We start from the raw sequence: 21,179 nt of genomic DNA on the forward strand, positions 1-21,179 counted from the left end.
CGTCGCAATTAATTGCGAAGCGGTTTTCCTGTTTTTAACATATGTTGAATACGTTCTAATGTTTTTCTTTCTGTACAAAGACTTAAGAAAGCTTCACGTTCTAGGTCTAATAAATATTGTTCTGATACTCTTGTTGGTTCAGATAAATCTCCACCAGCCATTACATAGGCAAGTTTATTGGCAATTTTCTGATCGTGTTCTGAAATGTAGTTGCTTGCTTCCATAGAGTCAGTTCCTACTAAGAACATACCTAATGCTTGTTTTCCAAGAACTAAAACATCTTTGCGTTTTACGGGTTGTGTATATCCAGCTTCTGCTAATAAAACTGCGTGTTTCTTAGCTTCAGCAATTTGTCTGTCTTTATTGACAACCACTACATCTTTTCCTTTTTGCAAAATTCCCAAATCAAAAGCTTCGTATGCTGAGGTTGCTACTTTTGCCATTCCGATTGTTAAGAAATGTTCTTGTAATACATTTAATTGCACATCACCTTTGTGAAATAAATCTTGTGCTCTTAAAGCCATTTCTTTAGATCCACCACCGCCAGGAATTACCCCAACGCCAAATTCTACCAATCCGATATACGTTTCTGCAGCAGCAACAACTTTATCTGCGTGCATTGAAATTTCACATCCACCACCTAAAGCCATTCCGTGTGGAGCAGCAATGGTTGGGATTGATGAATAACGCATGCGCATCATGGTATCTTGAAAATATTTGATGGCCATGTTTAGTTCGTCATATTCTTGCTCAACAGCCATCATAAAAATCATTCCAATATTTGCTCCGACAGAGAAATTTGGTGCTTGATTTCCGACAACTAATCCTTGAAAATCTTTTTCTGCTAAATCAATAGCTTTGTTGATTCCTGCCAACACATCACCACCAATGGTATTCATTTTAGATTGGAACTCACAGTTTAAGATTCCGTTTCCTAAATCCTCGATAACAACTCCTGAATTTTTAAATACTTCGTTTGATTTTCTGATATTATCTAAAATGATAAATGAATCTTGTCCAGGTTTTTTAGTTTGTGATTTTGCAGGAATATCATAATAATATGTTGCTCCTTCTTTTACTGTATAGAATGAAGTTGAACCATTTGCTAACATTTCTGTTACCCAAGCAGCAGGCGTTTTCCCTTCTGCTTTCATAATTTCAATTCCTTTTTCTACACCAATTGCATCCCAAATTTCAAACGGGCCATTTTCCCAACCAAATCCAGCTTTCATTGCATCATCAATTCTGTAAACTTCGTCTGAAATTTCTGGAGTTCGATTAGAAACATATTCGAACATTGCCGAGAAATTTTTTCTGTAAAATTCCCCAGCTTTGTCCTTTCCACTAACCAATACTTTAAATCTATCAATCGGTTTATCGATTGTTTTTGTCAACTCTAAAGTTGCAAACTTTGCTCTTCTATTTGCTCTGTATTCTAAGGTATCTAAATCTAAAGTTAAGATCTCTTTTTTACCATTTGCATCCACAGATTTTTTGTAAAAACCTTGCCCGGTTTTACTTCCTAACCATTTATTTTCCATCATGGTATTGATGAAACTAGGAAGCTTAAACAACTCGTGCGCTTCATCATCTAGACAGTTTTCATAAATTCCGTTTGCCACATGAACCAACGTATCTAATCCAACAACATCAACAGTTCTGAAGGTTGCAGATTTAGGACGTCCAATAACAGGCCCCGTTAATTTGTCAACTTCTTCAACAGTTAATCCCAATTCTTTTACTTGATGAAATAAAGACTGAATTCCGAAAATTCCAATTCTATTTCCAATAAAAGCTGGCGTATCTTTAGCTAAAACCGAAGTTTTACCTAAAAATTTAGAACCATAATCCATTAAGAAATCAGTTACTTCTGGTTTACAATTTGGACCAGGAACCACTTCAAATAATTTTAAATATCTAGGAGGATTAAAAAAGTGTGTAACTGCAAAATGTTTTTGAAAGTCTTCACTTCTTCCTTGGTTCATAAATTTGATCGGAATCCCAGAAGTATTTGAAGAAATAAGAGTTCCAGGAGTTCTGAATTTTTCAATCTTTTCAAAAACTTGTTGTTTGATGTCTATACGCTCAACTACAACTTCCATCACCCAATCAACATCTTTTATCAAATGTAAATCATCATCGATATTACCGGTGGTAATTCTATCGGCAAATGCTTGAGAATAAATTGGTGAAGGTTTCGATTTTAACGAAGCAGTTAATGCATCATTTACCAAACGATTTCGAACCACTTTATCTTCTAAAGTTAGTCCTTTTGCTTTCTCTTTATCATTGAGTTCTCTAGGAACAATGTCCAATAAAAGTACTTCAACACCAATATTGGCAAAATGACAAGCAATTCCGCTTCCCATTATTCCAGAGCCAACAATTGCTACTTTTTTAATTCTTCTAGTCATTTGTTTGTCGTTTATTTTTATACAGCTTTTTTATTGATTTCTTTATAAATCTGTTTGTCTGCAATTAGTTTATTAATCGTGGAAGTTACTTTAAAAAAAGTGTTTATTTCTTTTTCTGAAAGATGTTCTCTAACCACTTCATTAAATTGTATGACAGAATCTTTAGATATTTTTCGCATCTGTTTTCCATATTCTGTTAATTTAATAAGTACACTTCTTCCGTCTTCTGGATTTTTTTCTCTAGAAATAGCTCCTTTGTCTTCCATCGTTTTTAAAATTCTAGACAAACTCGTAGGCTCCATTCCCATTAAAGGGCCTAAAGAGGTTGATGGCGTTCCGTTTTCATAATCAATATTTAACAACACAAAAGCAGTTGCCATTGTGCTATCGTGCTTTGCAGCTTGCTCATTATACAGTTTTGCAACTGCTTGCCAAGTTGCTCTTAATTGATGATCTATAGAAAACGTTTTATCCATGTTTACAAATGTATAAAAAATATATTATGCACGCATAGTAAATTGCAAAAAATTATGCACGCATAGTAAATTTTTCTTGTACCACTTTATTTTATTAACAAACAATTAAAAACTAATGGGATGGAGTAAAAGAATATTACTTAATTTTGTTCACTATCAAAAACTACTAGTATTTGTTTAATTATCAAACCAAATCAATGAGTAACTTATTAGAAATACAAAATGTAACGAAGAAATACGGTGAGTTTACAGCTTTAAACAACATATCGCTAAGCATTTCAAAAGGAAGTGTTTTTGGGTTGTTAGGTCCAAATGGAGCAGGAAAAACATCGTTAATTAGAATAATCAACCAAATTACATTGCCAGATAGTGGAACTATTTTGTTGGACGGACAACCGTTGCAACCAATTCATATTGAACAAATTGGATATTTACCAGAAGAACGCGGTTTGTATAAAAGCATGAAAGTGGGTGAGCAAGCGTTGTATTTAGCACAATTAAAAGGTTTGTCTAAATCGGAAGCTAAAAAACGATTAAAATATTGGTTTGATAAATTTGACATTTCTGCTTGGTGGGATAAAAAAATTGAAGAACTATCAAAAGGGATGGCGCAAAAAGTACAATTTATAGTTACAGTTTTGCATCAACCAAAATTATTGATTTTTGATGAGCCTTTTTCTGGATTTGATCCGATTAACGCACAATTAATTGCCAAAGAAATTTTACAATTGCGTGATGAAGGTGCAACCATCATTTTTTCTACACACAGAATGGAATCTGTTGAAGAAATGTGTGATGAAATTGCTTTGATTGATAAATCAAACAAAATTGTTGATGGAAAACTAGACGATATTAAAAGACAATATAGAAGCAATACTTTTCAAATTGGGTTAAAAACAGCGAATTCTTCAGAAATTGAAACCATTTTAAAACAACAATTTGAAGTAACTCCAACAGACTTTAGAATGTTAAGTGAAGGGTTTACAGCGAATGTTAAAATTCCTGAAAACGAATCTCCAAATCAATTAGTATCCTTGTTAACAAACTATGGAGAAGTGCAACATTTTTTAGAGTTGGTGCCAAGTGCAAACGATATTTTTATTCAAGCAGTAAACAAAAACAGCTAAGTTATGAAGAAGTTGAAGTTAATTATTAGAAGAGAATTCTTGGCAAAAGTGAGAAACAAATCATTTATAATGATGACTTTTTTGAGTCCGTTATTAATGGTTGGTATTGGGTTTTTAGTATTCTTTTTAAGCAAAAAAAACGATGAGAAAGTAAAGGAAATTGTGTATGTAGACGAGTATCAGTTGTTTACTAAAGAAGATTTTAAAGACTCTAAAACAGTACACTATTTAGATTATACAACAATCGGAATTGAAGAGGCTAAAACCAAAGTTGAAGCAGGAAATTACTACGGAGTTTTATACATTCCTAAAAAAGAAAGTTTAGAAACCTTGGCAAAGGCGGTTGAGTTTTATTCAAAAGAATCGCCAAGCATGTCGGTAATTGGGAATTTAGAAAATAAAGTAGAAGCCAAGTTGAGAAACCTAAAGCTAGATCAATTTGGAATCGATTTAGAAAAAATAGAAGCATCTCGAATCTCCACAAATATTAAAATGTATAATTTTTCTGGAGAAGAATCATCCAAATTAATTAACGGCTTAAAGATTGGTGTTGGTGCCATTGCAGGCTATCTATTAATGATGTTTGTAATGATTTATGGAACGTCTGTAATGCGTAGTGTTATCGAAGAAAAAACGAGTAGAATTATAGAAATAATTGTTTCGTCCGTAAAACCGTTTCAATTAATGTTAGGTAAAATTATTGGAAATGCTTCTGCAGGATTGTTGCAATTCTTTATTTGGGGAATCATTTTGTTGATCATAAGTATTGTTTCATCATCTGTTTTTGGAGTTGGAATGACAGAAGTACAAGCTTCTAAATTATCTCCAGAACAAATTGCAGCAATGAAAGATGTAGCCGGAAATGGTGAAATGCAAAAAGTAATTCAAGAATTTTTTAGATTGCCATTAGTAACTATTTTTATCTTGTTTATTTTTTACTTTTTAGGCGGATTCTTTTTGTATAGTTCTTTATTTGCTGCAGTTGGTGCCGCAGTTGATAACGAAACAGATACACAACAGTTTATGTTGCCAATCATGTTGCCTTTAATTTTAGGAGTTTATGTTGGTTTTGCAACCGTAATTAATGATCCTCATGGACCTATTTCTACCATCTTTTCTATGATTCCATTTACTTCTCCAATTGTAATGTTAATGCGTGTTCCGTTTGGTGTGCCTTGGTATGAGATTGCAATATCAATAGCATTATTATTATTTACCTTTGTGTTTATGGTTTGGATGGCAGCTAAAATTTATAGAGTAGGTATTTTAATGTATGGTAAAAAACCAACCTATAAAGATTTGTATAAATGGATAAAATATAAAGGATAAAATGTATCTTTAAAACATGGAAAATATCAAAGAGTTTTTAAATTATTCGTTTTCTTTTGGTGAAAAAATACAGATAAACGTTTTGGCGATTATAATTTTAATTCTGGCTTTAATATTTACAGGATTTTTGTTAAAAATATTGCGAAAATTTATAACGAGAAAGCTGCCGGATAATGATAAAGTAAAATTTATATCAGTATTTAATTACTTAAAGTGGTTGATATATATTATTATTTTTTTAATAACAATGCATACTTCTGGAGTAAATGTAACTGCAATATTTGCTGCGTCTGCAGCCTTGTTAATTGGAGTTGGTTTGGCTTTGCAAACGCTGTTTCAAGATATCATTTCTGGTATTTTTATATTAATAGACCAGTCGGTGCATGCAGGAGATATTATTGAGTTAGAAGGGAAAGTAGGTCGTGTTACAGAAATTAATTTGCGAACCACAAGAGCTGTAACTGTTGATAATAAAGTGATGGTGATTCCAAATCATATGTATTTAACAAATACCTTGTATAATTGGACAGCAAATGGAGAGGAAACGAGGGAAGGAGTAGAAATTGGAGTAGCTTACGGAAGTGATGTTACACTAGTAAAAAAGATATTATTACAAGTGGCATCAGAACACAAATCGGTATTAAATTATCCTGAACCAGCAGTCTTTTTTACCAATTTTGCTGACAGTTCTCTGAATTTTCGTATTTCTTTCACAATCAATAATAGCTTTGAAGTTCGTCATGTGCAAAGTGAAATTCGATTTGAAATTGATAGACTGTTTAGAGAAAACAATGTTTCTATTCCTTTTCCACAAAGAGATATTCACATTATAAATAAATAAAAAAAGTATGCCAAAGATTTTAATCATTGAAGATGAAGCAGCAATTAGAAGAGTACTAAAAAAAATTATCTCAGAAGAAAATGAGACCTATAATCTGGAAGAAGCAGAAGATGGTTTACAAGGAATTGAAATGATTATGAATACGGATTATGATTTGGTTTTTTGTGATATAAAAATGCCAAAAATGGATGGTGTTGAAGTGTTGGAGAAAGCAAAAAAAATTAAACCAGAAATACCTATAGTTATGATTTCTGGTCATGGTGATCTAGAAACTGCTGTAAATACAATGCGTTTAGGAGCTTTCGATTATATTTCTAAACCGCCAGATTTAAACCGTTTGTTAAACACTGTCCGGAATGCGTTAGATAGAAAAGAATTGGTTGTAGAAAACAAACGATTAAAGAAAAAAGTAAGCAAAAACTATGAGATGGTTGGCGAAAGTGATGCTATTTCTCATATAAAAGAGATTATAGAAAAAGTTGCGAGAACAGATGCACGGGTTTTAATTACAGGCCCTAACGGAACAGGAAAAGAATTGGTTGCACATTGGTTGCACGAAAAATCGGATCGTTCTAAAGCAGCAATGATTGAAGTTAATTGTGCTGCGATTCCGTCTGAATTAATTGAAAGTGAATTGTTTGGTCACGTAAAAGGAAGTTTTACAGGAGCAAATAAAGACCGAGCAGGAAAGTTTGAAGCAGCAAATGGAGGAACTATTTTTTTAGATGAAATTGGCGATATGAGTTTGTCTGCACAAGCAAAAGTGTTAAGAGCATTGCAAGAAAGTAGAATTTCTAGAGTAGGGTCAGACAAAGATATAAAGGTAAATGTTAGAGTAGTAGCAGCAACAAATAAAGATTTAAAAAAGGAAATTTCTGAAGGAAGATTTAGGGAAGACCTATATCACAGATTAGCTGTAATTTTAATTCAAGTTCCGGCGTTAAATGACCGTAGAGAAGACATTCCGTTATTGGTAGATTTTTTTTCTCAAAAAATATCCGAAGAACAAGGCGGTGCAAAAAAATCATTTTCTAAAGAAGCAATTCAATTGCTACAAGAATACGATTGGACAGGGAATATTAGAGAATTACGGAATGTGGTAGAACGTTTAATTATCCTTGGAGAAAAAGAAGTATCAAAAAGTGATGTAAATTTATTTGCGAGCAAATAGTTTATATCTATTTCGGTTTTAATTAAGTATAAATAAAGTTGATGTTAATATAAAAAATTAGCATCAACTTTTTTCATTTTTACTGTAAATGCTTGGTATATTTGTTGTAGAAAAAAAAGAATATTAATCATAATAAAACATAAAAAATGGCAACAGCAGTTGGTAAAAAATTTCCAGATTTAAGTGTAGATGCAATGAACGAAATGGGAGATACATTTAAATTAAATGTATTAGAAGAAGCAGTTAACAACAAAAAGAAAGTGGTATTGTTTTGGTATCCAAAAGATTTCACATTTGTTTGTCCAACAGAATTACACGCTTTTCAAGCAGCAATTGGTGAATTTGAAAAAAGAAACACCATTGTAATTGGAGCATCTTGTGATACTCCAGAAGTACATTTTGCTTGGTTAAGTACAGCAAAAGATAATGGCGGAATTGAAGGTGTAACCTATCCAATTTTGGCAGATAGTAATAGGAATTTATCATCTATCTTAGGGATTTTAGACATCACTAACGAAACTTTTGATGAAGCGACTCAAACCATTCAAGTTGAAGGAGATAATGTAACATATAGAGCTACATACTTAATTGACGAAGAAGGAACTGTTTTTCATGAAGGAATTAACCATATGCCAGTTGGTAGAAATGTAAATGAATATTTGCGTTTAATTGATGCTTATACTCATGTTCAAACAAACGGAGAAGTTTGTCCGGCAAACTGGGAAGAAGGAAAAGATGCAATGCAGGCAAATGCAAAAGGAACTGCTGCATATTTGGCTTCTCACTAATTAATAATATAAAAAGGTTAAGTTCGTGCAATACAATTGGGGGATTTGAGCACGAACTCCTTTTTTTAAAAAATTGAGTTATGGTACAAGAATTAGATCAAGATAATTTAGGGCACATAGTTGCAGACAATAAAACAGTTGTTGTTCAATATGCAGCTACTTGGTGTGGAAACTGTAGAATTATGAAGCCAAAATTTAAGAAGTTAGCTTCAGAAAATGAAAACATAGTTTTTGTAATTGCAGATGCAGAAAAATTTCCAGAAAGCAGAAAGTTAGCAGATGTAAGTAATTTACCAACATTTGCCACTTTTGTAGATGGTAAATTTGTAAATCAAACACAAACAAACAAGTTTGATGTTTTAAAAGAATTAGTAAACGAAGTTGTGTGAAAACACATTAATACATTAAAAAATTCAAGGATTAAAAGATTAATAAAGTAGACCAAAATTTAGCTTTTAATGATTTTAATTTTTAAATAGAAAAAATGAAACTACCAATAATAAAACACTTAACTAATTTTATCGAAGAAAACGATCAGGATTATGTTATTGAAACAATAGAGACCTTAGAAGCATTAACAGAAGTTCCGTCTTTAAAAGACGAAGAACTGGATGTAATCGGAGAATTAATTTCTAATATGTACGGAGCTATTGAGGTAGATAAAATGATCAAAGAAGGCAGGCCAAAGAAAGAAGCATTAAACGCTTTTATGAAACGTGTGTTGGGGTCTATTGATGCCTAATTCTTTAAATATAATTTAAATATAAATCCCGAGTAGTTTACTCGGGATTTTTGCTTTATTATTTAGTCAACTGAAAAATTTTCTCTGATTATTGCACCAACCACATCAGCAGTTAAAGGCTTTGATATAAATCTATTTATTTGGGTAATTGCTTTTGCTTTTTCTTTATCTAAAGGATCTGATGAGGTTGAGAGCATTATAACTACTTTTTCACCTTTTTGCTTGTGGTCAATTTTTTTGTATTCCTCAATAAACTCCCATCCATTCATTCCAGGCATGTTAATATCCAGAAAAATGATATCAGGCTGAGGATACTTATTATCTACTTTAGAAGTTAAATAATTTAACGCATCTTGTCCACTTTGTTTGCAAATAATATTTTTTGCACATTGTTCTTTTTCTAAAATAAACTTGTGAATAAAATTGGTGGCTTGATCGTCGTCAATTAACAAAATAGTATCTAGTTTTTTCATATTTTTTCGTTTGATATTGTAAAATAAAAGGTACTACCTTCATTTGGTTTAGATTTCACCCATATTTCTCCGCCATGAAGATGTACTATTTTTCGACAATGTGCTAGTCCAATTCCTGTACCTTCATATTCTTCTCTTAAGTGAAGTCGTTGAAAAATAGCGAATATTTTTTCTTGAAATTCTTGCGGTATACCAATTCCGTTATCTTTTACAGAAAATTCCCAACCATGCTCCATGGTTTTGGCTTTAATTTCTATAATTGGGTCAATTCCTTTTTTAGAAAATTTTATTGCATTGCTAATTAAGTTTTGAAAAAGCAATCTAAATTCAGTTGGAGAAGCCTCAATGATTGGTAGTTTTTTATACTTTATAATTGTATTACTGTTCTTAATTAAGCTATTTAAATCAATAGAAATGGTCCCTAAAATTAAATTTGTATCAACATCGATAAACTTTTCTTTTTGCCCAATTCGAGAATAATCTAATAAGTTTTTAATCAAAGAACTCATTCTGCCAGTTGCTTGTTTGATAAAGGTGAAAATCTGCTTGGCTTGATCATCAAGTTTATCGTTGTATTCTGAGTAAAGAATGTCAGAAAAGCTAGTGATAGTTCTTAAAGGTTCTTGTAAATCGTGCGAAGCGATATAGCTAAATTGTTCAAGTTCTTTATTTTTATCTTCAAGTTTTTTTACATATTTAGAAGCAAGTAGCTCCTCAGCTTCTTTCTTTTTTGTGATGTCTAATTTAATAGCCATATATTCATACACTTCACCAAACTTGTTTGTAAAGGGTACAATAGCCGTATCTGTCCAGTAAAAAGAACCATCTTTCGCTTTGTTTTTTACTTCTCCAAACCAAGTGTCTCCTGAAGATACAATTGCTAATATATTTTTATGAAATGAAATAGGATGATGGTTAGATCTTACAATCTTGTCGGTATAGCCAATAATCTCTTTTCTGGTGAATTGAGAAATGGTGCAAAAATTATCGTTGACATATTTAATAACGGCATTTTTGTCTGTAATGGCAACAATAGCAATTTTATCTAAGGCATCTTTAAATTGAGATAGCTCTTCGTTTTTTGCTATTAATCTATTTTCTAAAGCTTTTCTCTGTATGTCTGATTTGTTTAGTCCGATAGAGATAATATAGGTGTAAAAAAAGCTTAAAAAAATTAGAATCATTGTGTACAAGATGATTCCAAATTTTGCATCAACTTGTTCTGTGTTGATAAAGTGAAGTAACAGAGAACTTAAAAGGAAGGGTATAAAAACGATAAATGGTATAAGTTTTCTTAAAGATTGACTTCCAAAATAATCACCAAACAGCATTTTAGTAAACCCTACATTTGGAAATTTAAAGGCTAGTAAGAAAGTGCTAAGTGAAAAACCTAAAGAAGTTTCTATAGACATTGTTTTAAAAAAAACAGTTTTACTATCTAAAGGGATACGCAAAGCATACGTAATAATTGATATAAAAGCAATCATCGTTGTGATAAGTACTAAATGCTGTGCAACTTTTTGATACATTTTGCCTTTTATTATTAATCCCGATAAACCAATACCAAAAAATAAAAAGCAAAAAGCAGAAGATAAAGACATTCTTCCAGGATGAATAATTGAAATGGTATCTTTAATTAAAAAGTGATCAACGAGATTTATATCATAGGAATATTCTATAATGGTAAGAAAGCTAAAAACTAGAATTATAAAAGTGAAAATTTGAAATAAAATTCGATAGATTTTCTTTGTTTGAGTGGATAACTGAATGCTAAGAGCAGATAGAAAAAACAAAAAAGCAGTATTAAATTTCATTGTTGCTCCGCTCGCTTTGTAGTGTCCTAAAAAAGTATTGGTTTTAGAAATCCACTCAAACATAACGATGCTACTAAAAAGGAGTATAATACCTATAATTACTATTTTAGTATTCGTATGTTTTAGTAACTTCATAGGTAGGTTTATAAGCTTGAAATTATCTTCTTATATTCGGCAAGGCTTACTTCAAAATTAGCCATTATTTTTTTGTTTAATGCCACTATAGTAGCATGGTCTTTTTGTTGAGAGCTTAATCGTTCTATTTCCGCAAGATCATCTTTAGATTGTAGCCCCATGATGCTAAAAGTTGATTTTAAAAAATGTGAAGTTTCTTTTATTACCTCAAATTTTTTTTCGGAAACACTACTGTCAAGAAGTTTTATTTTTTCTGGACTTTGATCTAAGAAAAGTTGAATCATTTGTTTTAACATTCCTAAATCTCCAGAAAGCGATTCATCTAAATAACTAAGGTCAACGACCTTACTTGAAAATAGGTTTTTTTCTGACTTATTTATATCTTGAGAGCTCAAAATTTACTATATTTGGTTAATAAGTTTGCTTAATTGATAAAAGTAATTAAAAAAAAATTAGCATTGCAATACTTCCTATAAATAAAAAAATGAAAGAAGTAAAAAAGATAGTTATTGCAGAAGATAACTCGGTATTTTTAATGCTTATAAAATTCCGATTAGAAAAAGAGGGTTATAAATTGTTTCTTGCAGAAGACGGTAAAAAAGCTATTGAATTAATAGAGACTCATAATCCTGATTTAATTCTAACAGATATTATGATGGCCTATGTGAACGGTTTAGAAGTAATAAGTCACGTTAGAAATAAGTTAAAACTAAAAACACCAATTATTGTTTTTTCTGCTTCTGGTCAAGAAGAAATGGTGGTAAAAGCTTTTGACTTAGGTGCTAATGACTTTATGGCAAAACCATTAAGTCCAAATGAGTTAATAATTCGAGTAAAAAGAGCTTTGATGTAATTTTTTTACCCGTGCTAATCTTTTTATGGATAGTATACAAGAATTTATAAATTTATTTAAAGAATTCCCTTTTATCATTAAAGTAATGTGGGGAATCGCTATTCTTTCACTTTTAATATTGGTTGAGCTTACAATACATTTAAAAATATTAAGAAAGAGACTTAGAAGGCACGAAGCTTCATTACTTAAATTTCAAAATGAATATGAAGAGCTGTTGATAAGCTATTTATATGCTTCTGAAGAAACAGGAGAGCTTAATAAAGTTCAAAAAAAAATTAATAGTAAAATTAAATTAGGACTTTTTAAGAACTTCAAAAGAAAAATATTCGTCGATGTAATGATTAAGTTGATGAATGAGGTTTCTGGTGAGGTGGTAGAGGATTTAAGAAAATTATATAGAGAATTGGATTTGGTGAAATATGCCAAATTAAAATTGCATCACGAAAAATGGCATGTAATTGCTATCGGAATAAGAGATTTAAGGCGCTTTAAAATACATGAAGTTGCAGATGAAGTGATTGGTCTTATTAATCACCCTCAAGAAGAGGTTCGTAGAGAAGCCCATTTGTATTTCTTAAATGTATTTAATTTTAAAGGCTTAGATTTTTTAAGTCAATTAAAAGCATCATTATCAGAATGGGATCAAATAGGTTTTTTTAGTGTATTGCAAAAATTTGATGAACAAGAAATTCCAGATCTTACAAAATGGTTATTGTCAGAAAATGATTATGTAGTGTTGTTTACATTAAACCTCGTAAAAATTTATAACAGAATAGAAACGAAGGAAACGTTATTGAAATTATTAAACCATAAGAACTGTGAAGTTCGTTGTAAAGTGATAGAATTATTAGACTATTTTTATGTGGTAGATGCAAAACCAACCCTTCTAAGGATTTATCCAGAATTAACTGAAAAAGAAAAAAATAGAGTGTTTAGGTTCTTAGAAAACATGAATGATGCCGAAGATGCACATTTTATTTTTAATCATATAGAAACTGCCAGCTTCGATTCTAGAGTTATTGGGTTAAAAATATTAAAAGAATTAAATGCCCCAATGTTTATTGAGTTAAAAGAACAAACAGAAGACGAGCAAACACACAAAATTTTTAATTTTATAGAAAATAACCAAAAGTGAATATAAATCAGATACTCCATCTTGTTTCAGAAGTATTTCAGTACTTGTTTTTGATGTATGCTTTTTTGGTTATTACATCATATATTTTATTGGCCATTTTTTCTACCAAAGAAACAATTTCGTATCTCAAAAAAAACAGCTTTGTAAATTATTCAGATATTTTATCTTCTAAAATAGCACCATCTATATCTATTATAGCGCCAGCTTATAACGAAAGTTTAAACATTGTAGATAATGTAAGATCGCTACTCTCTGCTCATTATGTTAATTACGATGTGATTATCGTAAATGATGGAAGTAAAGATGATAGTTTAGAAAAACTAATAGAAACCTATCAATTGGTAAAAGTAGATTACTTGATAAACGAGCGTATTAAAACCCAACCACTTAGGGCTGGTGTTTTTAAATCTACCAATCCAGCTTTTGAAAAATTAATAGTAGTTGATAAAGAAAATGGAGGAAAATCAGATGCGTTAAATTTGGGGCTTAATATTAGTAATAATGAGTATGTTGCTTGTATTGATGTTGATTGTTTATTGCTTGAAGATTCTTTACAAAAAATGGTAAAACCTTTTCTTGAATATACAGACAGAAAAGTAATAGCATCGGGAGGAGTTATTAGAATTGCTAATTCTTGTGTTATCGAAAACGGAAAATTAATTGAAGTAAATTTTCCAGATAAATTAATAGAAAGAATGCAGATTTTAGAATATTTCAGAGCATTTCTATTAGGAAGAATGGCTTGGAGTCGTTTAAATGGTTTGTTGGTGATTTCTGGAGCTTTTGGTATGTTTGATAAAGAAATAGCAATAAAAGTTGGAGGTTATGATGTAAAAACGGTTGGTGAAGACATGGAAATTGTTGTTCGCATGAGAAGGCATATGGAAGAGAATAAAGAAAAATATAAGGTTGCCTATATTCCTGATCCTTTGTGTTGGACAGAAGCACCAGATAATTATAAAATATTTATTTCTCAACGTAATCGTTGGACACGTGGTACTATAGAAACTCTTAAAGAACATAAAAAAATTGGATTCAACAGAAAATATGGTGTGTTGGGTATGTTAAGTTTTCCATATTGGTTCTTTTTTGAACGAATGGCGCCTATTATAGAAGTTTTAGGAATTATTTATTTTATCTTGTTGGTAATTTTTAGAGACATTCGATGGGATTTTGCATTAAGTTTTTTCTTGGCAGCTTATTTGTCATCCATTATTTTTACAGTATTTGCGATCTTTTCTGAAGAATTAACGTATCATCAATACAAGAAAAAAGGTACAGGAAAAAAACTTATTATTACAGCATTTTTAGAACCATTATTGTTGCATCCATTTTCTTTGTATGCAGCATTAAAAGGAAATTTTGATTACTATTTTAATAAGAATATTAAGTGGGGAGCAATGACTAGAAAAGGATTAAGTAAGAAGTAGAATTAAAAATCAAGAATATGAGTTTATCAAAAAAAATACCGTATCGTTATTTAAAAGTGATTTTAGCGCTGCTACTAACTTTTTGGGCATTGAGTGCGTTGGAGGTTTTCACAGGTTTTCAAAGTGAAAAAACAGCTGTAATTATTTTAAAATCAATTGGGTTTAAATTTTTAAATGATTTTTGGGCAGTTGCTATTATTGGGATTCTTTTTTGTCCAATATATTATATTTTAAATCTAGGAAAGAAAAAGTTTGGAGAAGCTATTCTTTTAATTTTCTGTATTATTTTAGTGTTAGGAGAGTTTTCTTTAGTACAGTATAGTCAAACCACATTATTAAATTTAGGAGCAGATTTGTTAGGCTATTCCTTTGATGATATTTCTAGAACAGTTTCTTCATCTACATCTTTTTCTTTATTAAGTTTACTTCCCATCTTCTTATTCCCATTATTGTTTATTTCAGCGAGGTACTTTTTTATTAAAAAAATGACAAAGACATTTATACATGTCGTCGTAATTGTATGTACAGTACTTGTAGTTTTTTTGAAGTTTTTCATGTCAGAATTTAATGATACTAATTATCAAAATAAAATAGATTTTTTATTTTCTGATATTATCAAGTCAAAATTAAACACATATCAATCGGGTAATTATATTGTTACAGATTCAAATGAATATCCTTTATTAAAAGCAGCAACAGAAACAAAAGATGTGTTAAAGCCGTTCTTTAATATTCAGTCAGAAAAACCCAACATTGTTATGGTTGTACTTGAAGGAATGGGAAGTGAGTTTGTTGATGGAAATGCCTATAGTGGCTTTTCTCCGTATTTAGATAGTTTGATTACCAAATCGCTGTATTGGGAGAATTTTGTAAGTACAACTGGGAGAACTTTTGGAGTAGTACCATCTTTAGTAGGGTCGCTGCCATATGGTGAAAATGGCTTTTTGGCAATTCAAAATACTCCAACTCATGTTTCACTTTTTAATATTTTAAAAGAAAATGGATATACAACATCATATTATACGGGCACTCAGTCAAGTTTTGATAATGTTATTAATTTTTTAGAATATAATAATGTAGATTTTATTGAGGATGAAAAAAAGTTTGGGCAAGATTATCAGAAAACCAAAGGAGTTGCTGATGGGTTTTCTTGGGGGTATCCTGATTCAGAGTTATTTAGAAAGGCATTGCATACTTTTAAAGTTAAAAAAGAACCAAGATTCGATGTGATTTTGACCTTAAGTAATCACGAACCATTTAGTTTTCCTAGAAAAACAATTTATGAAAGTAAAGTTGATAGTTTATTAAATTCAAATCAAGTTTTTAAAGTTTCTAAAAGTAACTTTAGCAAACATAAAGATATTTTTGGCGCTATTCTTTATGTAGATAATTCTCTTGAAAGCTTTATGAAATCTTATGAAAAAAGAGACGATTTTAAGAAAACAATTTTTATCATCACAGGAGATCATCGATTAATTCCTATTGAGCAAAAAGATAAATTAAGTAGGTTTCATGTTCCTTTTATTATTTATAGTCCAATGTTGAAAAAACCAGCGCGTTTTAAATCAGTTTCATCACATTTAGATGTGGCGCCAAGCTTAATGGCTTTTTTAGCGAATAATTACAACCTCTCATCAATTAAAAATACCGCGTGGATGGGAACTGGGTTAGATACTGCTAAAAGTTTTAGAAACATTCATCAAATAGGTTTAATGCGTTATAAAGGCGGATTGAAGGATTTTATCTATAAAGATTATTTATATAATGAAGGTGATCTTTTTAAAATTAGTAGTTCGTTTGATCTAAAAAAAATAACTGACGAGCATTTACTTAAAAAAATACAAGATTCGTTTGCGGCTTTTAAAAAGTTGAATACTTATGTAACAAGTCAAAATAAAATCTACCCTCTTTCTTTGGTAGGAAACTTTAAGAAAGTAAAAGTTGAGTTTACAGAAGCGCAACAACTTCAAATTAAGGAATTAACAGAAGGGAAAACGATGGATGAGGTTTTTTTAATAGCTAGAGAAAATGCATTTAACGAAAAGAGAGAAGTGGCTAGGTTATTGTGTAATTATATTTTAAATGATTTTCCAAACCACTCGGATGCAAGAATTTTAAAAGGAAGAACTTTGTCTTGGGATGGTATGTATAAAGAAGCTGAAGAAACGTTACTAGACGCTGTTAATAGAGACCCTTTTTATTTTGATTCTTATTCTGCATTGTTAGATATGTATTGGTGGTCAGATCAAGAAGAAAAAGGTGTTGAGCTGGCAAAAAAAGCATTGAAAAATAAGATTGAAAACCCTGAGATTGCTTTCAAATTAGCAAAATCATATCAGCGACTTAATCAAAAACTTAAGTCAGAAACAATTATAGATAGTCTTTTAAAGATTTATCCAAAAAACAACGAGTATACAGCATTTAAAAATTTACTAAAATGATGAGTTTTAACAACAAAAATATAGCCGTTATCATATTAGTCTTACTAGTGTCTCCAATGTTTTCTCAAGAAAATGAATTTACGGGAGATCCTGATAAAGGTTTTGAAGATGCAAGAAATATGGCTTTTAACAACCAACGTAAAGCAGCGCAAGAATTATTAATACGCATTATTGCTAAGTATCCAAATTATTTAGATTTACGATCTTTTTTGGCTACTACCTATTCTTGGGATGGTAATTACAAAGAAGCAAGAGAAACTTTTGATTTTGTTTTGAAAAAAAATCCAAAAAGAAAAACAGATTGGATTGCAGCAATCAAAAACGAATTTTATGCAGAAGCTCCATACAAAGCAAGTATTTTGATAAAAGAAGCGTTGAGCCATTATCCAAAAGACCCTGAGTTATTGTATCAAAAAGCACGCTCAGAAGAAAGGTTAAATAGGCCAGAAGACGCACTGTATACGGTAAATAATATTCTAAAAATTGACCCAGAAAATGAAGATGCCTTAGCATATAAAGAAAGTTTAAAAGATTCTTTTAGGTTGAGTGCTGTTGGGATGAGTTATTCAACATTAATTTACAATAAAAACGAAAGAGATGCGTCTCATTTTGGTATTTTAAAGTATTCAAGACAAACAAAATATGGTAGTATTACAGGGAAATTAAACTACTCAAAAAGATTTGATACAGATAATTACCAGTACGAAATAGATATGTATCCAAGAATTACAGAAGGTTTGTATGCTTATGCAAGTGTAGGTTTTTCTAATTCTAGGTTGTTTCCAAGTATACGATATGGTTTTGAGTTGTTCAAATCTTTGCCTAATAGTTTTGAAGCTTCACTTGGTTTTAGAGGATTAAAATTTGGAGAAACAACAATTATTTATACAGGTTCTGTTGGATGGTATTCTGGAAATTCATATTGGTCTTTTAGAACCTATGTTACACCTGGTGATGATGGAGTTAGTAAATCTGGTGCCTTAACTTATCGAAAATATTATAGTGATGCTGATAATTATTTTAGCATAGGAATCGGAATTGGATTTTCTCCAGAATTAGATAGATTTCCTGTAAACGATAATGAAACAGTTATTTTTAATTTAAAATCACAAAAATTTAATTTAGGATACACATTTTCTACCAGCAATAAAAGAAATATTTGGGGAACCTCTTTTAACATACTTAGAGAAGAAAAGAGCTTTTCTAAAGGCGATTATTATTTAATTTATTCTTTGGGAGTTTCTTATAATTTTAAATTTTGATAGTCACATAAAACCGATACTTTCAATAAAAAGATCCCGAGTAATTTACACGGGATTTTTATTTTCATTTGCCTTTCTAATAATTGCTTTTAATTTTTCTTGATGTGCAATTTTATCTTGCTTTACCTTATTAATTTTACGATTCATTAATTTGGTGTGTTTGGCTTTATTTACAGTGTTTTTTGCTTTTCCTTTTTTGGGCATTTTATTTCTGTATTTTTTTTGGGTTTCACTAACTTATATAGTGTCAAACGCTTCAAAACTAAAAACAAGTTCAGCATAAATCAAGTTCAACATAAATGTTTTATATCAGTAGCTAGCGAAGTTATCAAAAAACAAGTTTAGAAACAAGCTATATTATTTTTCTGTTTGTAAAGAAAAGAGTTTTAAAAATGTGCATTTTGGCAATATTTTATGCTGAAAAAACCAAATAACAAAAGAGTTTTCTATATCTTTAACGTACTTTTTATTGTGAAAAATTAGATGCAAAAAACATGAAGTTAAAACTAGAAAAACCAATCGTATTTTTCGATTTAGAAACCACAGGAATTAATATTGGAACGGATAAAATTGTAGAAATAGCAATTTTAAAAGTCTTTCCGAACGGAAATAAAGAAAGTAAAACGTGGTTGGTAAATCCAGAAATTGAAATTCCGAAAGAAGCATCAGATATTCACGGAATTACAAACGAGCAAGTAGTTACTGAGCCAACGTTTAAAGAATTGGCGCCACAAATAAATGAACTTATTGCAGATTGTGATTTGGCAGGTTTTAATTCCAATCGTTTTGACATTCCGTTGTTGGCAGAAGAATTAATGCGTGTTGGTATCGATTTTAATATGAACAACAGAAAAGCAATTGATGTTCAAGTAATTTTTCATAAAAAAGAACAAAGAACACTAAGCGCTGGTTATCAATTTTACTGCGGAAAAGAATTAGAAGGCGCACATGGAGCAGAAGCAGATACAAATGCAACTTACGAAATCTTATTAGCACAATTAGAAAAATACGATGATATTGGAACTTCTGTAGATGATTTAAGTGCATTTTCATCACACGGAAAAAGAGCAGATTTTGCTGGTTTTATTTTGTTTAATGAGGATGATCAAGAAATATTTTCTTTCGGAAAATATAAAAATAGAACAGTGGAAGAAGTGTTTAAAGAAAACCCAGGTTATAATAATTGGATACAAAATGCAGATTTTCCATTATTTACAAAAAAAGTTTTGAGAGAAATTAAAGAACGTATGTCTGAACCAAAAAGTACCATGACAGATGATGAAAAACTAAACGCTTTACAACAAAAATTTAACCTACGATAATTGTCAGTTTAAGCGTTGTAGAAAGCTAATGCTAGATATAAAAATGGAAAAAGTACTTCTTTTATTATTTGTAGTCACAAATGTTTGTAGTCAGCAAGCAACTTTTAAAGGGAAACTGTTAAATGCAAAAACAAAAGAGCCCATTGTGTACGCAAATATTAGTTTTATACAAACTACTAAAGGAATTTCTACAACAGAAGATGGTACTTTCTTTATGAACATCAATCAGAAATATTTAAACGGAAAAGTGCATATTTCTTGTTTAAATTATAAAGACACGTTGGTAAATGCATCTGATGTAAACAACACAACCTTGTTGATGTTTCCAAAAGAAAATGTGTTAGATGCAGCTGTAATTACAAAAAGAATTGATAAAACAATTTTAGTAGATAAAGTAAAAAAGAAAGTGCATGGAGTACATACAATGGGAATGCGAATGTTGGCAAAATATTTTCCGAACATAAAGAAAAATGAATGCTGCAATTATGTTTCTAAAGTAGCTATTTATTTTTCTAAAAGACACAATAAAAAATCGAAATTTAGAGTTCGTATTTTTGATAAAGACGCCAAAACAGGATTGCCAAAAAACGATTTGCTCAATGTAAATTTGCCTGTAACCATATCAGAAGGACAATTAAATACTGAAATTGACATCTCAAATTATAGTATAGAAATGCCCAAGAATGGTTTGTTTATTGCTTTCGAAAAGTTGTTGATTCCGTTTAATGAATACGGCAAAAAACAAACAGCATCAACATCAGAAGTTTTTTATGCGCCGGTGATTGGATTTACCAAGTATAATTATAATAAACCTAAAGAAAGAACGTATTATTATGTAAAAGGAATTTGGACAGCATCTGCATTAAATAAAATTAGTAGATTTAGAAAATTTGCTCCTGCAATTTCTTTAACTTTATCGAATTAAAAAGAAGACAAAAATGTTTACAGAATATAAAAACTTACCGAATAACTCTAGAGTTTGGATGTACCAATCCGATCGAGTATTTACAGCCCAAGAAATCGATTTTATTTCTATGAAAGCCAAAGATTTTATAGAGCAATGGACGCGACATGGAGATAATTTAAAAGGCTCATTTACCATCAAATACAATCAGTTTTTAGTATTGGCGGTTGATGAAGGATTTAACAATGTTTCTGGCTGTTCTATTGATGCGTCTGTTCGTTTTGTAAAAGAATTAGAAAACGAATTGCAAATCGATTTGATGAATAAAATGAATGTTTCTTTTAAAGATGGTGATAACATTAATATTATAAAGTTAGCAGAATTTCAGCAGTTTGCCAAAGAGCAAAAAATCACCAAAGAAACCATTGTTTTTAACAACATGGTTCAGACTAAAGAAGAAGTAGAAAATAATTGGGAGGTTCCGGCAAGTAAAAGCTGGCATAATCGTTTTATGATATAATT

The 21,179-nt window shown here is 30.6% G+C and carries 21 protein-coding genes; 15 read left to right on the forward strand and 6 right to left on the reverse strand.

What is annotated here, in order from left to right; translation table 11 throughout:
* Positions 1 to 8: 8 nt before the first annotated feature.
* Both ACEWL1_RS11375 and ACEWL1_RS11380 read right to left on the reverse strand, forming a co-directional pair.
* Positions 9 to 2,414: a 3-hydroxyacyl-CoA dehydrogenase/enoyl-CoA hydratase family protein gene (locus ACEWL1_RS11375; RefSeq protein ID WP_409233422.1), complete on the reverse strand. Its 2,406-nt coding sequence runs from the start codon at positions 2,412 to 2,414 to the stop codon at positions 9 to 11.
* Positions 2,415 to 2,431: 17 nt separating this feature from the next.
* Positions 2,432 to 2,890 carry a MarR family winged helix-turn-helix transcriptional regulator gene (locus ACEWL1_RS11380; RefSeq protein WP_409233423.1) on the reverse strand — a complete coding sequence of 153 codons (459 nt, stop codon included), beginning with the start codon at positions 2,888 to 2,890 and terminating at the stop codon, positions 2,432 to 2,434.
* 197 nt (positions 2,891 to 3,087) lie between these two features.
* Between ACEWL1_RS11380 and ACEWL1_RS11385 the strand changes: the two genes are divergently transcribed.
* From ACEWL1_RS11385 to ACEWL1_RS11415, 7 genes are all read left to right on the forward strand, one after another.
* On the forward strand, positions 3,088 to 4,017 hold the full coding sequence (locus ACEWL1_RS11385) for an ABC transporter ATP-binding protein (protein WP_409233424.1): 930 nt from the start codon (positions 3,088 to 3,090) through the stop codon (positions 4,015 to 4,017).
* Between the two features lie 3 nt (positions 4,018 to 4,020).
* On the forward strand, positions 4,021 to 5,346 hold the full coding sequence (locus tag ACEWL1_RS11390) for an ABC transporter permease (RefSeq protein ID WP_409233425.1): 1,326 nt from the start codon (positions 4,021 to 4,023) through the stop codon (positions 5,344 to 5,346).
* Positions 5,347 to 5,362: 16 nt separating this feature from the next.
* Positions 5,363 to 6,187, forward strand: a complete 825-nt coding sequence (locus tag ACEWL1_RS11395; RefSeq protein ID WP_409233426.1) for a mechanosensitive ion channel family protein — start codon at positions 5,363 to 5,365, stop codon at positions 6,185 to 6,187.
* Between the two features lie 7 nt (positions 6,188 to 6,194).
* Positions 6,195 to 7,358: a sigma-54-dependent transcriptional regulator gene (locus ACEWL1_RS11400; protein ID WP_409233427.1), complete on the forward strand. Its 1,164-nt coding sequence runs from the start codon at positions 6,195 to 6,197 to the stop codon at positions 7,356 to 7,358.
* A gap of 146 nt (positions 7,359 to 7,504) precedes the next feature.
* Positions 7,505 to 8,146, forward strand: coding sequence for a peroxiredoxin (locus ACEWL1_RS11405; RefSeq protein ID WP_409233428.1), 642 nt, complete (start codon positions 7,505 to 7,507; stop codon positions 8,144 to 8,146).
* Positions 8,147 to 8,226: 80 nt separating this feature from the next.
* Positions 8,227 to 8,535, forward strand: a complete 309-nt coding sequence (locus ACEWL1_RS11410; protein ID WP_409233429.1) for a thioredoxin family protein — start codon at positions 8,227 to 8,229, stop codon at positions 8,533 to 8,535.
* 95 nt (positions 8,536 to 8,630) lie between these two features.
* Complete coding sequence (locus ACEWL1_RS11415; protein ID WP_409233430.1) at positions 8,631 to 8,888, forward strand: DUF6952 family protein; 258 nt, start codon at positions 8,631 to 8,633, stop codon at positions 8,886 to 8,888.
* A 62-nt stretch (positions 8,889 to 8,950) separates the two neighbouring features.
* Here the strand turns inward: ACEWL1_RS11415 and ACEWL1_RS11420 are convergent, their stop codons facing one another.
* Genes ACEWL1_RS11420 through ACEWL1_RS11430 form a run of 3 tightly spaced genes read right to left on the reverse strand, consistent with a single transcriptional unit; the run spans position 8,951 to position 11,705 of the window.
* A complete protein-coding gene (locus ACEWL1_RS11420; RefSeq protein ID WP_409233431.1) occupies positions 8,951 to 9,361 on the reverse strand; it encodes a response regulator in 411 nt (136 codons plus the stop codon).
* Positions 9,358 to 11,310: a sensor histidine kinase gene (locus ACEWL1_RS11425; protein ID WP_409233432.1), complete on the reverse strand. Its 1,953-nt coding sequence runs from the start codon at positions 11,308 to 11,310 to the stop codon at positions 9,358 to 9,360. The genes ACEWL1_RS11420 and ACEWL1_RS11425 overlap by 4 nt, the downstream gene beginning before the upstream one ends.
* A gap of 8 nt (positions 11,311 to 11,318) precedes the next feature.
* Positions 11,319 to 11,705 (reverse strand): Hpt domain-containing protein, encoded by a 387-nt coding sequence (locus tag ACEWL1_RS11430; protein ID WP_409233433.1) that lies wholly within the window; start codon positions 11,703 to 11,705, stop codon positions 11,319 to 11,321.
* A gap of 89 nt (positions 11,706 to 11,794) precedes the next feature.
* On the opposite strand from ACEWL1_RS11430, the gene ACEWL1_RS11435 reads away from it, so the two are divergent.
* From ACEWL1_RS11435 to ACEWL1_RS11455, 5 genes are read left to right on the forward strand one after another with little or no spacing between them, the layout of a single operon-like run.
* Entirely contained in the window at positions 11,795 to 12,163 is a 369-nt protein-coding gene (locus tag ACEWL1_RS11435) for a response regulator (RefSeq protein ID WP_409233434.1), read from the forward strand.
* Between the two features lie 25 nt (positions 12,164 to 12,188).
* Positions 12,189 to 13,298 (forward strand): hypothetical protein, encoded by a 1,110-nt coding sequence (locus ACEWL1_RS11440; RefSeq protein ID WP_409233435.1) that lies wholly within the window; start codon positions 12,189 to 12,191, stop codon positions 13,296 to 13,298.
* Between the two features lie 2 nt (positions 13,299 to 13,300).
* Positions 13,301 to 14,728, forward strand: coding sequence for a glycosyltransferase family 2 protein (locus tag ACEWL1_RS11445; RefSeq protein WP_409233455.1), 1,428 nt, complete (start codon positions 13,301 to 13,303; stop codon positions 14,726 to 14,728).
* Positions 14,729 to 14,745: 17 nt separating this feature from the next.
* Positions 14,746 to 17,169: a sulfatase-like hydrolase/transferase gene (locus tag ACEWL1_RS11450; RefSeq protein ID WP_409233436.1), complete on the forward strand. Its 2,424-nt coding sequence runs from the start codon at positions 14,746 to 14,748 to the stop codon at positions 17,167 to 17,169.
* Positions 17,169 to 18,431, forward strand: a complete 1,263-nt coding sequence (locus tag ACEWL1_RS11455; RefSeq protein ID WP_409233437.1) for a YaiO family outer membrane beta-barrel protein — start codon at positions 17,169 to 17,171, stop codon at positions 18,429 to 18,431. Before ACEWL1_RS11450 ends, ACEWL1_RS11455 begins: the two co-directional genes overlap by 1 nt.
* Positions 18,432 to 18,476: 45 nt before the next feature.
* Here the strand turns inward: ACEWL1_RS11455 and ACEWL1_RS11460 are convergent, their stop codons facing one another.
* Positions 18,477 to 18,635, reverse strand: a complete 159-nt coding sequence (locus ACEWL1_RS11460; RefSeq protein ID WP_409233438.1) for a hypothetical protein — start codon at positions 18,633 to 18,635, stop codon at positions 18,477 to 18,479.
* Between the two features lie 290 nt (positions 18,636 to 18,925).
* Here ACEWL1_RS11460 and ACEWL1_RS11465 point away from each other — a divergent pair, with 290 nt between their 5' ends.
* Genes ACEWL1_RS11465 through ACEWL1_RS11475 form a run of 3 tightly spaced genes read left to right on the forward strand, consistent with a single transcriptional unit; the run spans position 18,926 to position 21,177 of the window.
* Positions 18,926 to 19,753 carry an exonuclease domain-containing protein gene (locus ACEWL1_RS11465; RefSeq protein ID WP_409233439.1) on the forward strand — a complete coding sequence of 276 codons (828 nt, stop codon included), beginning with the start codon at positions 18,926 to 18,928 and terminating at the stop codon, positions 19,751 to 19,753.
* A gap of 43 nt (positions 19,754 to 19,796) precedes the next feature.
* Positions 19,797 to 20,678, forward strand: coding sequence for a carboxypeptidase-like regulatory domain-containing protein (locus tag ACEWL1_RS11470; protein WP_409233440.1), 882 nt, complete (start codon positions 19,797 to 19,799; stop codon positions 20,676 to 20,678).
* 13 nt (positions 20,679 to 20,691) lie between these two features.
* Entirely contained in the window at positions 20,692 to 21,177 is a 486-nt protein-coding gene (locus ACEWL1_RS11475) for an ABC transporter ATPase (protein ID WP_409233441.1), read from the forward strand.
* Positions 21,178 to 21,179 lie beyond the last annotated feature (2 nt).

It is taken from the genome of Polaribacter gochangensis, assembly GCF_046224025.1.
In the GTDB taxonomy this organism is placed as follows: domain Bacteria; phylum Bacteroidota; class Bacteroidia; order Flavobacteriales; family Flavobacteriaceae; genus Polaribacter; species Polaribacter gochangensis.

Bases quoted from the DNA above. Each gene is read 5' to 3' on its own strand.
- ACEWL1_RS11375 (WP_409233422.1), bottom strand. From the start codon at position 2,414: ATGACTAGAAGAATTAAAAAAGTAGCAATTGTTGGCTCTGGAATAATG.
- ACEWL1_RS11380 (WP_409233423.1), bottom strand. From the start codon at position 2,890: ATGGATAAAACGTTTTCTATAGATCATCAATTAAGAGCAACTTGGCAA.
- ACEWL1_RS11385 (WP_409233424.1), top strand. From the start codon at position 3,088: ATGAGTAACTTATTAGAAATACAAAATGTAACGAAGAAATACGGTGAG.
- ACEWL1_RS11390 (WP_409233425.1), top strand. From the start codon at position 4,021: ATGAAGAAGTTGAAGTTAATTATTAGAAGAGAATTCTTGGCAAAAGTG.
- ACEWL1_RS11395 (WP_409233426.1), top strand. From the start codon at position 5,363: ATGGAAAATATCAAAGAGTTTTTAAATTATTCGTTTTCTTTTGGTGAA.
- ACEWL1_RS11400 (WP_409233427.1), top strand. From the start codon at position 6,195: ATGCCAAAGATTTTAATCATTGAAGATGAAGCAGCAATTAGAAGAGTA.
- ACEWL1_RS11405 (WP_409233428.1), top strand. From the start codon at position 7,505: ATGGCAACAGCAGTTGGTAAAAAATTTCCAGATTTAAGTGTAGATGCA.
- ACEWL1_RS11410 (WP_409233429.1), top strand. From the start codon at position 8,227: ATGGTACAAGAATTAGATCAAGATAATTTAGGGCACATAGTTGCAGAC.
- ACEWL1_RS11415 (WP_409233430.1), top strand. From the start codon at position 8,631: ATGAAACTACCAATAATAAAACACTTAACTAATTTTATCGAAGAAAAC.
- ACEWL1_RS11420 (WP_409233431.1), bottom strand. From the start codon at position 9,361: ATGAAAAAACTAGATACTATTTTGTTAATTGACGACGATCAAGCCACC.
- ACEWL1_RS11425 (WP_409233432.1), bottom strand. From the start codon at position 11,310: ATGAAGTTACTAAAACATACGAATACTAAAATAGTAATTATAGGTATT.
- ACEWL1_RS11435 (WP_409233434.1), top strand. From the start codon at position 11,795: ATGAAAGAAGTAAAAAAGATAGTTATTGCAGAAGATAACTCGGTATTT.
- ACEWL1_RS11440 (WP_409233435.1), top strand. From the start codon at position 12,189: ATGGATAGTATACAAGAATTTATAAATTTATTTAAAGAATTCCCTTTT.
- ACEWL1_RS11450 (WP_409233436.1), top strand. From the start codon at position 14,746: ATGAGTTTATCAAAAAAAATACCGTATCGTTATTTAAAAGTGATTTTA.
- ACEWL1_RS11455 (WP_409233437.1), top strand. From the start codon at position 17,169: ATGAGTTTTAACAACAAAAATATAGCCGTTATCATATTAGTCTTACTA.
- ACEWL1_RS11460 (WP_409233438.1), bottom strand. From the start codon at position 18,635: ATGCCCAAAAAAGGAAAAGCAAAAAACACTGTAAATAAAGCCAAACAC.
- ACEWL1_RS11465 (WP_409233439.1), top strand. From the start codon at position 18,926: ATGAAGTTAAAACTAGAAAAACCAATCGTATTTTTCGATTTAGAAACC.
- ACEWL1_RS11470 (WP_409233440.1), top strand. From the start codon at position 19,797: ATGGAAAAAGTACTTCTTTTATTATTTGTAGTCACAAATGTTTGTAGT.
- ACEWL1_RS11475 (WP_409233441.1), top strand. From the start codon at position 20,692: ATGTTTACAGAATATAAAAACTTACCGAATAACTCTAGAGTTTGGATG.